This window comes from Paenibacillus sp. 7541 (assembly GCF_002276395.1).
GTDB classification, from domain to species: domain Bacteria; phylum Bacillota; class Bacilli; order Paenibacillales; family Paenibacillaceae; genus Paenibacillus_AQ; species Paenibacillus_AQ campinasensis.
In genome coordinates this window covers 12,638-26,102 of sequence record NZ_NQLZ01000034.1, presented here as the reverse complement: position 1 = coordinate 26,102, position 13,465 = coordinate 12,638, and the positions used below count along the sequence as shown (strand labels likewise).

Sequence of the window (13,465 nt, the reverse complement as noted above, 5' to 3'; positions counted from 1 at the left end):
ATGTCAGGATTGCGAAGGTTGCTCAGCTTGCCCCACCTCTTGCTGGGCTTGCTCCGCCGCTTGCCCAGCTTTCGGTCCGCCATCCTTCTTTCTCTTTCGTCTCGCCACTGGGCGAATGTTGCGGATGGCAATCAGCAGTGCCAGCACTATCACAACTGAATAGACAAGCACAAACTCCAGCCACAGCTGAATCGGAGGCTCGCTGTTCAAGCTGCCGCCATACATGAGAAAGGCATCTCTGGAGAACGTCGGGTTCAGCAGGCTTACCATCGCCCCGGCCGGATTAAGCCCCAGCAAATATCCTACCCATGAATAGGTTCCCGGCGCCGGCTGACCTGAGCTGTACATATTCTGCTGCGCAATGCCCATACAGAACAGATACAGAAGTCCCGTGACCAGAAAGATGATCAGCCCTGTTCCATAAGTCACGATCACCGCGATAATGGTGCGCTTAAACAGCGTTGAGAACATCACGCCAAGGGCGCCCAGCAGCAGCATGACAAACAGGTAGAACAGGAATACCGATACCATCTGTTTTGGTGAAATACCGCCATACAAAAACACAATGCTGTATACCGGCAGTGTTGCCAGGACGATCAGCGCCATGAAGCTCAGCGCAGACGCCAGCTTGCTCAGAATGATCGTGGTAGAGCTTTGCTGGGTCGTAAGCAGCATGCTGAGCGTCTGCTTCTCGCGTTCGCTGCTGACGACGCCCGCCGTTAAGGCCGGAGCCATAAAGGCGATCAGTATCAGCTGTGCAAAACTGAGCACATAGAACATCATCTGGCTCGCCTGCGCATTAAAGCGCTGGGAACTCCTTTGGTCCAAATACAGTGTCAGATAGATAAAGCCCATCGCCACAACGCCCAAAGCCAAAACGTAGAACAGCACGGACATCATCGAACGCGGGGAGCGCATCCGGAGTCTGAACTCCTTGTTAATTACCGGATTGATTAATCTTCGGGTCCAATTCATTCGCGGGCCCCTCCTTTGGTGATTTCGAGGAATACATCCTCCAGGTTGCTCTGCGCTTCCTGGAAGGACACAATCGGAATTTCCCAGGAGATGACCTGGCGCAGCAAGGCGCTCTGCTGCACATCATCCCCGCTGTAATGCACATGGACCCCGGTGTTGTCCGTCAATACGGAGCTTACATGAGGCTCATCCCGCAGCTTGGCCGCCAGCTCCTCCTCCCGCTCCAGGGTCCGGATATGAATCACCTTTTTAACCCGCAGCCGGTTCTGAATATCTGCAACCTTGCCCTGGGCAATCATCTCGCCATGCTCGATCACGCCGATTTCGTCCACCATTTCAGCAAGTTCGGGTAGGATGTGGGACGAAATAATGATCGTTTTCCCCATCAGCTTCAATTCTTTCAATATCTCGCGCATCTCGATCCGCGCCCTCGGGTCAAGCCCCGAAGCCGGTTCATCGAGAATCAGCACCTCCGGATCATGAACCAGGCAGCGGGCAAGGCACAATCTCTGCTTCATCCCGCGCGACAAGGTGTCCACGTAGGCATCCGCCTTGTCGCTCAAGTTCACAAGCTCCAGCAGCTGCGGAATCAGCTGCTCCCGCTCCGTGCGCGGAATGCCGTAGCTCGCGCCATAGAAATGCAGGTACTCCGTCGCCTTCAGCTGATCGTAAACCCCAAAGAAGTCGGGCATGTAGCCAATCCGTTTGCGCACTTCTTTTGGATACTGTGTCACATCATAGCCGTCGACTTTGGCAACGCCTGATGTCGGCAGCATTAACGTCGCCAGGATGGACATCGTGGTCGATTTTCCAGCTCCGTTCGGTCCGACAAACCCGAAGACCGTCCCCTTGCCAATCTCCAAATTGATCTCCTTCAAAGCATGGAAATTCCCGTACCTCTTACTCAGATTGCGTATTTCAATCATGCTGAGACTCCCCTTTCAGCGACAGCTCCGGCATCATGAAGTTGACATGGTCAGACGTGCTGATCATAATCCGGATCTTATTGTTCACAATATACTGTTCCGGGTTGTCCGCGATCACATGGACACTGTTCTGTTGCGTCATCGGCTCCCACTCTCCGGATGATGCGTTCCACAGTTCCATTGTAGCTACTCCCGGCACTCTCGTTCCCTTGATGGAGATTTCAGAATATTTGACATCGTCGCCCGGCAACAGCGGGAACTCCATAATCATCGTTCCTTGCCCAAGCTCCACGCCATGCACATAGGTTCCGAAGATCGGGGAATTCACCTGCGTCACTTCCGGCGTCAAGAATCCATACGGAATGGTAATCTCGCCTTCATTCAGGGCCCATCCCATCTGAATCGGCTGCACCCAGAAGTTCAGCTGGTCGCTGCTCACTTCTTTTCCGGCGCGTGTATAATTCGTCAGATGATCTTTGCTCCAGCCAAAAATATAAGTCGATGTCTTGTCAATATTGGTTGGCGAATAGCTGTACATGGACAAAACTTCCCGTTCACGATTGTAGACATCGTTATTCGTGTACGGATACAGAAGATTGGAAAGATTCTGATGATTGGTAGTGAGAATCTGTGCTTTGTCTTGAGGCACCTCAGCGCTCTCTCCTTGCTTTATATCGCCCATCCGGTAAGCCTTGCCGCCCATAACGAGCACAACATTCTCCAGATCGCTCTTCGTTTCATTCGTCACTTGACCGACAATCTGCCCTGCTGCGTCCAGACGAATATCTGATGTCAGCTTGCCCGCCTCATTGTATCCCTGTCCCTGCATGTAGACTTTGCCAAGCGACCATTGAGGCATATTTCGAAACTCCAGCAGCGTCTCATTTTCCGCAGCACGGATATAGGTGTTGTTATCGCCTAATCTGCTGCCGCCAAAAGAGTTGCTGGAACCTCCGGCTCTCAGGTACGTGTTCTTAGGAAACTCGAGTGTGTAATTTCCGCTGCGAGGCGAGAAGAAGGCGGAAACCGATGACTTCAGAGCGCTCCCCTCACCGTCCATCTCTATAACATTGATCGTGTGGGCCATTTCCTCCGTACGGTCTGAGGAGCCCACCGTATACACCGTGCCGCTGGCCACAACGGCCAGGGCAGGAATAAGAAGCCAGGCCCATTCCCGCTTGTCTACTTTCTTCAATATAAAATACAGCAGCGGACCTACAATAACCGCATATCCGATGAGCATCCACAGCAGCAGCTGAAAGGATGGCATCTTCAAGGACGGAAAGTACTCCGTGACGTAACCGAGGCTTTCAAGCATGGGTTGGTAATACCCCATCCCGCCTGGATTAACAAGCGGAAGCGCGCCTCTTAGAATCGAAGCCCATGCATCTGCATGCCCTCCCCAAGAAGCAACGGGCTCCAAGGCCAGATCATAAGCCGCATACATCACCTGGCCCATGCCCCGGCTTTTCGAGACGATCAGCGGGTTCCCGTTCCCTTCGAGCTGGCTTTCCGCGCCTTCTACCGGCGTTGCGGTCGAAATCGTATAGCTTTCTTGCAGGCTTAGCGGTTTGCCGCCCAGCTTCTCCAGCTCAGGCAGAGACTGCACCGTTGTCGTCCCGGTCCATTGCACCGGAGCAATATCGGCGAATGGCGCCGCGGATTTCACATAACCGGCTCCGCCGGACAGCACCAGGGTTCCGCCTTCACTCACCCAATGGGCGATGGCCTCTTGCTGCGCAGCCGACAATGTATCGGAAGCAAAATTATTAATTACAAGAACATCCAGCCCGTTCAGCAGCTGCGCCTGATCCGGCAATTCCTCTGCCTTCAGAGGCACGGTGTTCAGGCTGTTGCCTCTGCCGTTCAGGGCGTTCATAAAGTTCATCGTATCCGGATCATCGGACAATACGGCAATCAGCGCCCCGGAATATTGCGAGCTCTGAAGGTAGTTCCGGCCGAGGTCAAACGGAATCGGCTGGCCCTCAGTATACGATTTTTCATAAAATAAAATCTGGTTATTATCCTTGTTTAAATAGCCGCCAGGGATGCCGATAACAACCTCCTTCGGCGTGTCCTTCGGAAGCTCAACATATTGAACATAGGAAGACTCTATCCCCATGCCTTGATAGCTCTGAATTTGAACAACGATGTCACCCGCGATATCCTGATCGCTTGTCAGCGTTATCTTCAGCGGATTCCATTTCCCCTCTTTCAGCTTCCCCTTATAGCCCAGCTCTGTCTGAATCTGGATCTTAGGAGCGTCGGCATTGGCCGTTCCGCTCCCGGTGAACAATGACGCAGCCAGTACCAGCAACGCCATCACCCACAGCGACAGACCCCGCAAACTTCTTGTACACAACGACAACTGATGATTCCCCTCTCCAATAAAATAGCTCTTTCCTATTCCCCTCACGTCTGCTTCTTGGCTGTATGTAAAACATAAATACGGATGACCCGAGATGATGTTCCGCCTGATCAAAACGTCTCGAACCCGATCAGAGACAACCATCGCATCCGGCGTACAATACTATTGACGAGTACAATGTGAAAAAAGTTTGAACTGTTGCTTGAAAAACTGCATCGGCCTTTTCTCCATCAGAGTGCGGATAAAAGAAAGCTCCCGCCCCTTAAAGGAGCGGGAGTTAAACCAATTGCAGCGTTAAAGTGTCAGCTGCTCCTGTGGCCCTTGTTCTCTATTAACCGTGTATACCGCCCCGCATCGTTACCTGCGGGATACGTTATCCATCGTCCGAGCGCCAAGTCTATACCGCATGTTCGAAAGCCCTGGCTAAGCCCGGATCAGCTGAATACAACGGTTTTATTGTTGTGAACGAGAATTCGATCTTCAATATGCCATTTGACGGCACGTGCAAGCACCACCCGTTCAATGGTGCGGCCGATGCGCTTCAGTTCATTCACATCGTCGCGGTGGCTGACGCGCTGAACATCCTGCTCAATAATCGGTCCGCCATCAAGCTCCTCGGTCACATAGTGTGCCGTTGCGCCGATGATTTTCACCCCGCGATTGTATGCCTGCGCATAAGGCTTGCCGCCAACGAAGGCGGGCAGGAAGGAGTGATGGATATTGATGATCCGGTTCCGGTAAAACTCAATGAATGCAGGTGAGATGATCTGCATGTAGCGGGCCAGGATAATGACATCAATATCTTCCCCAATCACTTCAAGCTGACGCTTCTCGGCTTCTGGCTTCGTATCAGCTGTAACCGGAATATGATGATACGGAATACCGAAAGACTCAACATAATCCTTCATGTCCAGATGGTTGCTTACCACCATCGCAATATCCGCATCCAGGTCTCCGGCTTGCCACTGCCACAGCAGTTCGACCAGACAATGATCTTCCTTGGACACGAAGATGGCCAGTCTTTTTTTGCGGGCGGCGTGGTAGATGTTCCACTGCATGTCGAACGAGTCTGCAACCTCGCGGAACGAACGCTCCAGCTCTGGCAGCTTGCTGTCCAGATGGTCCAGGTCGAACTCGACCCGCATGAAGAACATTCCACCCTCGGGGTCCATGGAGTACTGATCGGATTGGACGATATTGGCGCCGTGCTCGAACAGAAAGCGCGAGACGGCCGCTACGATCCCCGGTCCATCCGGACAAGAGATCAGCATGCGGGCACGATTCGGGTGTAAGCCGGATGCCGACGGCTGTTCTTTTTTTACATGGATTTCCATACTAACTTGATGACCCTCCTGTCATTTCGATGCTATAAAGCGGCTACTTACCTATTATGAAGACAGCGACGCACCGGACAACCAGGCGATGATTCGTTGGTTCACCTGCTCCTCCGAGCAGTCCGGCAGCAGCTCTGCTGCAACAACCATGTCATACAGACGTTCCATGGGCTCGCGCGGGTCGGCCTTTTTCGCCTTCGCGTCATTCTTCAGGAGCGTCCACGTATCGAGCACGAATTGGCGGGAATCGATCCCTTCCTTGGTAAAGAACGAGCCGAGCTCTCCAACCTGCTCAATGAACCCTTGTCCGAAGCGAGCTTCAACATCGCCGCGCAGCAGCGCAATTTCAATCTCATACATCGGGCGCTGCGTTTTGGGATCTTTGCCGATCCAAGGCGTCTCCAGAATGAACGGTCTGCCCTGCAGCTTCTCATGATGAACCACGTTGCGGATCGCCTCGAAGCCAATCCAGCCGGTGCCCAGTGGCGTGTGGCGGTCTTTGGCTGCTCCGATCGGATTTTTGCTGTCGTTAATATGAACGACACTCAGACGGTCCAGACCGATCAGCGAATCGAATTTCTCCAGCACACCGTCCAGATCATTGACGATGTCATAGCCGGCATCATGAATGTGGCATGTATCCAGGCAGATCGAGAGCCGGTCATTATACTTGACCTTATCTATAATAGAAGCAATTTCTTCAAAGCTGCGTCCCATCTCCGTGCCTTTGCCGGCCATGGTCTCCAGTGCGATCTTCACCTCAGTCTCTTCGGTACCGCCCAGCACTTCATTCAAGCCCTCGGCAATCCGGTCGATGCCGTACGCCGGGTCCTTGTCGGTATATGCACCGGGATGCAGCACGATGTTCTTCACGCCAATGGCATGCGTGCGGCGAATCTCTTCCTGCAGGAAGCTGACCGCAAGCTCATAGGTGTTCACCTTATAGGAGCCCAGGTTAACAATGTAAGGCGCATGGACAACGATCTCCTCAATCCCGCTTTCCTTCATCGCGGCTTTGCCCTCTTCGAGGAACATGGATTCCATCGGCTTGCGGCGAGTGTTCTGTGGCGCGCCGGTATATATCATGAACGAGCTGGAGCCATATGAATTGGCTTCAGCCGTTGCTGTCAACAATCCCTTGTCCGAGAAGGACACGTGGGAACCAATCTTCAACATAAACCTAATCCCCCTTTTGACACACAATTACCACCTATTTTAGCGTGAATACTGAAATAAATCTAGAAATGCGTTATAATTCTCATAGAAGTGTCATGTAAGTTAATCCTCCTGAGGTGATATAGAGATGATGAGCGTAGGGGTTGTTACAGCATTTTTATCCTCCAGCGCACCTCCTTCCTGGTTTATGTATTCGATTGCATTCTGGGGATGGGTGATGCTTGGGGTGATGGGTATCGGCGGTTTTTTTATGTTCCGGAAGTTTCTGAAGGTGCTTCCGAAGGCCGACGGCAAGTCCAAGCTGGACTGGCAGAACTATTGGGTTGAGAAGAGCCGGCCATTGTGGACCGATGATTCCAAGGCATTCTTGAATGAGCTGGTGCAGCCGGTTCCAGGCCCGTTCCGCGACATCGCCAAGCATTCCATCGCCGCCGAGATCGGCAAGATCGCCGTGGAATCCGGCGCAACTGAAGTAACCCGCGACCACTGCATCAAAGGCTACATCGTCGCGACACCGAAGCGGGACTACAAGTTCCTGGTCGACTTTCTTCAGAAGAAAAATATCGACTATACACCATACCAGCATTTATTGAACAAGTAAGCATAACGAACAGATCCCCTGGGTCCTTTACGCTTGACGTTAAAGGACCCAGGGGATGTTTTTGTTAATATCCGAATCGGGCACAGTCTCAGGTTCATTCCCGCTTTCCGCACGCTTTGCTCCGTTATCCCGATTAATCAGGAAACTGCAGGAGCAGCACTAACACTGCCACGACACAGGTTTTTTCTATATCGCCTAATATTCGCTCTAATATTCGTTTTATATTCGTTCTATATTCGTTATCGTTTCATGTTCGTCCCCTCTTTAACTGTCCCAGGCATTGGGTTGCTTGCTACACCGACACCCTAAAGCTGAATTTCCCTCCTGCAATGACAAAGGTGTCTCCCTCTTGCAGCGCATACCCTTTGTACGGAACCATAGGCTCCCCGTTCAACACCGTCCCGTTCTTCGAACCCAAATCTTTAATGAGATAGCCTCCTTGATCACGAGACAATTCCACATGTGCCCGCGAGGTTCCCGGAGCGGAGGCCACATACTGTGCGACCTCGGGTGAACGGCCGATGATAAAATGCTGCTGAACAAGCTCAATTCGCTGACTTGCTCCTGTATTCGGGTCGGTTGTCTCAATGAAGGCTCTCGGAGCTGTAGTTGCCGTCATACATCCCCCGTCCTGGGCTGAGAGCAGCATTGTACCGGCGTCACCCGAAGCCAATACGCTGGTCTTGTGTGACAGCTGCCGATAATAGTCTTCGGCATCGGTCGGCTCCTCCATCTGCCTAGTTGACATCCCAGGATTCCCGGAAGTTCGTTGTTGATGGGGACGCTGCTGCAGCGCACCTCCCTCAGCCTGGATTCCTCCGGAAGAATTGTAGCCGCCTCCGAATCCAGAATCTGGGCTCCCCGTTCGGTCGTTTGTGCTTACGCTCGGCTGCTCTCCCGGTTCCATATCCGGTTGATTCCATCTCCAGTTCTCCGTGAGTTCCTCCTCATGCCTTTGTCTTCCCCTGACTGGTCGGGATGGAATATCGCGATGTTCCGTCAAAACCTCAGATAACGGGTCTGCCTCAAATTTCGGAATTCCCCAGCCGATCTTGCGCGGGGAAGGAAGCTCCACCGATTCAAGCAGCGGCAGTGAGCCTGAGTCTGTCCAGGCCTCCGATCTTGCAAACAAACGCTTCAGCTTGCCCTGCCATGCCAGCCAAGCAGCTGCCGCCAGCAGCAGTGTAATGACGGCCGATACGATCAGCATCAGCGTGCCCGGCTGATTCATGTACAGGAACCGCCACGTGACCGCTGCCGCGAGCATACAACCAAGCACAATATACGTACGGACGGGCGAAGCGCCTTGCGCCTCCTCCTCCGTTGTCTCATCCTCGCTCGAAGAAAAGGAAGCGGACAACGAAAAGGCGGAAGCCTTCGGCAGACGCTCACGTATTTCCCTCTGCTCCTGTGCCTGATCCTCCTCTTCCTGCGCTCGCCTCGCATTTCGCCTTATGCTGCGGCTGCGAACCTGACTTTTTCTATTCGTCTCCTGCTCCGGGTGTTGTGCTGTTGGAATCGCGTCCGGTTCATACCTTGCCGCCCGGTAGCCATGCTCCACCTCACTGGCCGCTTGCTCGCTGGCAAGTTCATACATACTCCGCATATCGGCATTTTCGGTCCGAGCCTCTCTGCCTCCCGTATCATCCTCTGTGGACAACAGGTCAATAAGCAGCTCCTTAAGCCCTGTCAGATGGAAGGCTTCGCTCGCGCAAAAAGACATCAGCGCCTGCACACCCCCGCCTTTCAGCTCGGTCACATTCGCCAGCAGACGGGTCATGAACTCCTTCAATGGATGCTGCACGCCAGGCCCGGTTCCCCTGGCGTTTTCCAAAGGGACATAGCATAAATACAGCGTCCCGAGATGCAGATCCCCTTCCACAAAAATATAGTCCTCATGCAAAACATACTGCTCGGGCTGAAGCATGTATTGCCTCGCTTCATTCAAAGCTGTAGCTATCTGGAGCAACAGCCCGTAATATTCAGTCAGGCTCAGCCTTTCGCTTTTCAGTGCTTGTGACAGCATCTTTTTGCCGCTGATGTCATATTCCAGCGTTACCTGATTATCCAGTTCCCGCACATGCAGCTTGAGCAGGTGAGGGATACGCGCGGAGCGAATCATCCCTAGCTGCACCGGGTTGAGCTCGGAAGGTGCGATTCCTTGCTCTCTCCCCAACACCATAAACGTTCCGCCATTCTGTACAAAATCCGTGTTTAACCCAAGCAATGCTCCCGCCCCCTACACATATAAAAATAGGTACGCACCGATGGCGCCTGGGAGCACCGCGGTCATAAACGGAAAACGCAAATGCTCTCCCTCCTGACCACGCCAAGGCTGCAAGCTTCTCAGCATAACCACACCCGCTATGCCCGCCACGACTCGTCGTAACCTGCTGAATACCTCTCTGCGCCAGAGCAGAAGACATAATCCGATGACGCCGGCAAACAGAACCGAATACAGAATACACTGCAGTGTAAACAACGCTCCGGTCCATGCGCCGATTCCGCCAAACAGCTTGACATCTCCCGCGCCAACAGCCCCGGTAAAGTACATGATCAGCAGAATGAAGAACCCCGTCCCAAGGCCTTTAAGCGAAAAGAACAGCCCTTCCCATCCCCCAATCACACCATGATACAGCAAGCCCAGTGTCATCGCCGACACCGTTATGACATTCGGAATTTTCATCGTGCGAATATCGGTTATAAATGACATCAGCAGAAAAATGCCGCAGGCTCCAAAAGCCAGCTCCATGTCCCGTCCCCCTCTCGATCCGACCGTACATATCCGCCGTTCTTCACTTTCGTTCTACCTCTTGCCCCTTCAATTGAAGGTTCTCGTTCCATGCCAAGCAGGGTCCTGATCATTGTCGCGGCACGACAGTAAACATCACCTCGAGTCGCTGACCATCCGCGGTTTCTATCACAAATGGCCATGTGCCAGGGGTCGTGTTAAAGCCAACATTCCATTCCCATTCGATATACCCGTTCTCATCCGCCGTTTTCCAGCCCAAATATTTGGCTGTGCTTTTGCCACTTTTGTAGTAGACCGACAGCTGGGCTTCCATCCCTGGCTCGATCTTGGCCCGCACGATAGCCTGCTTGCTCGCAACGGCCGGGTCCGGCTTCTCCAGCAGCTCAATGGAGCGTCCTGTGTTCTCCTCCGTTCCCCCGCCGCTTCGCCCTTCTCCGGTATCTCCAATCCATAGCCGTTCCTGGGCTTTCGCCTGCAGCACAATCTTCTTGTTCACAAAAGGCATGCGGATCGGAAGTTCGTAGTTGACCTCAATGCCGAAGTAAGGCTTCTCATTGGTCTTCAGGTTCGGAATATGGAGATTGGATACATGGATCCGTTCGTAATGAAGAAGCTCCGGCATGAACGGCCTTAGAATCGGTTTGACTACCGGGTCAAGCACCGCTTGAGCCGCCTCGTTCTTAAGCTGCTGCAAGGGCTCCTCCCCGGTCGCAATAGCCTCCTGTATCCACTCATTCACAGGCGATGGAAGCTGTGATGTGTACTGGGAGGCCCAATCGCTTAAAGACAGCTTCGGAATTTCCCAGTGCGAGGGACTCGAGGAACCGGATTCGGAGGCTTGGTCTCCGTTCGGACTCACTGCGATGGAGACCGGGTATATATGGGCGGTTACCGTTTTGACTGTATCGGACACCATGCTTTGCAGGGCAGTTGAAATCAGTGTCATTTGCACAATATAAATGAGAAAAATGACAAAAAACATAAACATCGGCAGCACCAGTGCTGCTTCAACCACCATGCTTCCCTGCTCGGTTCGCATATGGCTCCCGCTCCCGTGCCGGAAGGCGCTCTTACGCCGTATTGTTCTTCTCATTCGAATCCCTCTAATCCTAATAGGAAAAATCCGCTCTGCGGCTAAACACATACCGGTTCCCCTGGACTTCGCCGCTGTCGCCAATTGCTGTGCCCAGCACATTCGTAATGCCAGGCAGAAACCAGAGCCGCATCGCCATGGTGACCTCACCGGAAGCATAGGTCGATCGATCAGCCGGATTGATTCCGGTATTGAATCGAATCAGTGCCAGCATACGGGACATTTTGCGCTCATTGTTGCTGTGCAGCAGCAGAAACAGCCTGAGATGATCTCGATAAGTCAGCTGCACAGGCACATACTTGGACAGTGGAATCGAGCCCTTCTGAACAAGCTGAAGCATGTCTTCAATCGACTTCTCGATCCCATACAATATAGCAGCTGCCAGAACCACCAGCGGATTGCCGAGCTTGCTGTTCACGACCAGTCCCTCCATCGTCCGGATCGCAAGCCGGGTGGCGAAAATTTCGGCATAGGCGGAAGATATGTTGCCAATCGGGTTGTGAAATCCGTAAAGAATGTACTCCACCTCTTGATTCGCGACCCTAAGCTCATCAGCTAGACGGCTTCCGGCCGAAGGATTCTGGATGACCTCGGATAATTTGCCTATATCAAAATGCTGATAATAGTGCACCGCATACTCATTTTGAAAAAGCTCTTCTCCTGCTCCCTCCAGAATGCTCCCCATCGATCCGAATATGCCGTCCATCCCGTTCATGGCCGACTTGCCAGCGTCATAGGGATTGCTGCCGAGCTCCCGTCTACTCCTCGCCTCATCTAGCTCCCGGTTGAACTGCAGACTTTCGTCATAATACTGCTGCAGCTTGCGGAACTCATCCATTAGCTCGTTTTGCCCTTCGAGTCCGTTAAGAGCGCTCAATACATTCGCAGCCTCATTCAGCTTCTGCTTGGCAAGCTTCTCTGCTGCCTTCCGTTCTTTATCGGCAGCACGGCTTTCGTCCAGCTGAGCCCATTGACGGTCAAGGATATTTGCACTGCCTGAAACCGCATATTCCTGCAGGTAACTGTCCAACTGCCGGCTTGTCTGCATGACCTGTCCTTTGTTCTCGCTTCTTCCTGCAGAGGAGGCGACAGACGATACTCCGCTCTGAACAGCCGCGTACTTCCGCTTCTGTCCATGAATCTCCTGACGCAATCCGTTCAGAAGCTCATCGCTTCGCAGCAGTTGATCCGTCTTCTCCCGAATCGAACGAATCAACGCTGCGTCTTCTCCGGACGATCCTGAGTTGCCGAGGGTCTGATCATTCGTTACGGTATCATAACCGACATTGGTGTTTCGATCCTCTGCTTCCTGAATCACCCGCTTCATTTCCTCATTCAAACTTTGGGCTTCAGTCCACAGTTGTTCCGCCTTGGTTAGAAGCTCATCATGCGTGCTAGAGGCCTTGTCCAATCGAGCTGATATTTGCGAGCTTAACACTGACACGCCGAACTCATAATCCTGTATCAAGGAAGTATACAACTTGTCCTCATCCTCCGGCCGTCTGGCATCCTCCTCTACCTTGGACATATAATCTGCATACTGGGCGGCCGCATCGCTCGCCATATAGACGAAGCCGCTGAGAGACGCATCATAGATGTAAGCCCCTGGCGGGTCCATAATCAGCTTCGGCAACGGCAACGCGCTTTCGGCTGCTTTCCGCTGTTTCTCCAGCATTTCATTCAGCGCATCTTCTCTTCTGTCGTACAGCTTCTGAAGCTTTCCAAGCACATCCACCGTATTCGAGGCTTCCTTCATCGCTTGCGACATCGGCTTGAACTTTTGTACCAATTCGAGTGTAAAATCAATCGGTGCTTTATATTTCATGTCTTCGCCGATCATGCGATTAAAGACTTCATAGGATCCCAATGGCCGTTCCAGTTCAAGCCCTGAGCTGTCTACCCGCATCGCCATCAATTGGAAAGCATCGCCCCGGTCACCCGGATTCAAGCTGTCATTCAGCACATTGCCCATAATCATGTTGCCATCGGTCTCTCCATATGCAAAAAGTCCGTAGCGCTGCTGCAGGACTGGATCATAAGCGGACATGACCGACCGGACAGCGGCCCGCGCCAATCTTTCGGTCTGAACCTTCATCGCCGCAATCCGGGCATAGTCAATAAACACCGCCACAAACATAAACACAGCGGCCAGAATGACAATAAGAAAGATCGATACCGATCCATCGGAGAAATGTCTCCTGACTGACCGCCGCCCTCGTCTGAAACCTCGCTTCAGCATG

10 protein-coding genes are annotated in these 13,465 nt (G+C 52.8%); 1 reads left to right on the top strand and 9 read right to left on the bottom strand.

Features of this window, described 5'->3' with window-relative positions:
• Positions 1-3: 3 nt before the first annotated feature.
• The 5 genes from CHH75_RS19440 to CHH75_RS19420 form a co-directional block, all read right to left on the bottom strand.
• Positions 4-975, bottom strand: coding sequence for an ABC transporter permease (locus CHH75_RS19440; RefSeq protein ID WP_095264854.1), 972 nt, complete (start codon positions 973-975; stop codon positions 4-6).
• Complete coding sequence (locus tag CHH75_RS19435; RefSeq protein ID WP_095264853.1) at positions 972-1,901, bottom strand: ABC transporter ATP-binding protein; 930 nt, start codon at positions 1,899-1,901, stop codon at positions 972-974. Before CHH75_RS19435 ends, CHH75_RS19440 begins: the two co-directional genes overlap by 4 nt.
• Positions 1,894-4,248, bottom strand: a complete 2,355-nt coding sequence (locus tag CHH75_RS19430; protein WP_255223080.1) for a DUF7408 domain-containing protein — start codon at positions 4,246-4,248, stop codon at positions 1,894-1,896. Before CHH75_RS19430 ends, CHH75_RS19435 begins: the two co-directional genes overlap by 8 nt.
• Before the next feature lie 455 nt (positions 4,249-4,703).
• Complete coding sequence (gene purU, locus CHH75_RS19425; protein ID WP_095264851.1) at positions 4,704-5,603, bottom strand: formyltetrahydrofolate deformylase; 900 nt, start codon at positions 5,601-5,603, stop codon at positions 4,704-4,706.
• Positions 5,604-5,657: 54 nt separating this feature from the next.
• Entirely contained in the window at positions 5,658-6,779 is a 1,122-nt protein-coding gene (locus CHH75_RS19420) for a deoxyribonuclease IV (RefSeq protein WP_095398960.1), read from the bottom strand.
• Between the two features lie 127 nt (positions 6,780-6,906).
• Between CHH75_RS19420 and CHH75_RS19415 the strand changes: the two genes are divergently transcribed.
• The gene (locus CHH75_RS19415; RefSeq protein WP_413773633.1) at positions 6,907-7,380 is read left to right on the top strand and encodes a DUF2621 domain-containing protein; all 474 of its coding nucleotides are present in this window, start codon (positions 6,907-6,909) and stop codon (positions 7,378-7,380) included.
• 292 nt (positions 7,381-7,672) lie between these two features.
• Here the strand turns inward: CHH75_RS19415 and CHH75_RS19410 are convergent, their stop codons facing one another.
• From CHH75_RS19410 to CHH75_RS19395, 4 genes are all read right to left on the bottom strand, one after another.
• Positions 7,673-9,607 (bottom strand): DUF6382 and FHA domain-containing protein, encoded by a 1,935-nt coding sequence (locus tag CHH75_RS19410; protein ID WP_095398959.1) that lies wholly within the window; start codon positions 9,605-9,607, stop codon positions 7,673-7,675.
• A 12-nt stretch (positions 9,608-9,619) separates the two neighbouring features.
• Complete coding sequence (locus CHH75_RS19405; protein WP_095264848.1) at positions 9,620-10,132, bottom strand: A24 family peptidase; 513 nt, start codon at positions 10,130-10,132, stop codon at positions 9,620-9,622.
• A 109-nt stretch (positions 10,133-10,241) separates the two neighbouring features.
• A complete protein-coding gene (locus CHH75_RS19400; RefSeq protein WP_341036541.1) occupies positions 10,242-11,225 on the bottom strand; it encodes a TadE/TadG family type IV pilus assembly protein in 984 nt (327 codons plus the stop codon).
• A gap of 16 nt (positions 11,226-11,241) precedes the next feature.
• On the bottom strand, positions 11,242-13,464 hold the full coding sequence (locus CHH75_RS19395) for a hypothetical protein (protein ID WP_095398958.1): 2,223 nt from the start codon (positions 13,462-13,464) through the stop codon (positions 11,242-11,244).
• Position 13,465: the final 1 nt, after the last annotated feature.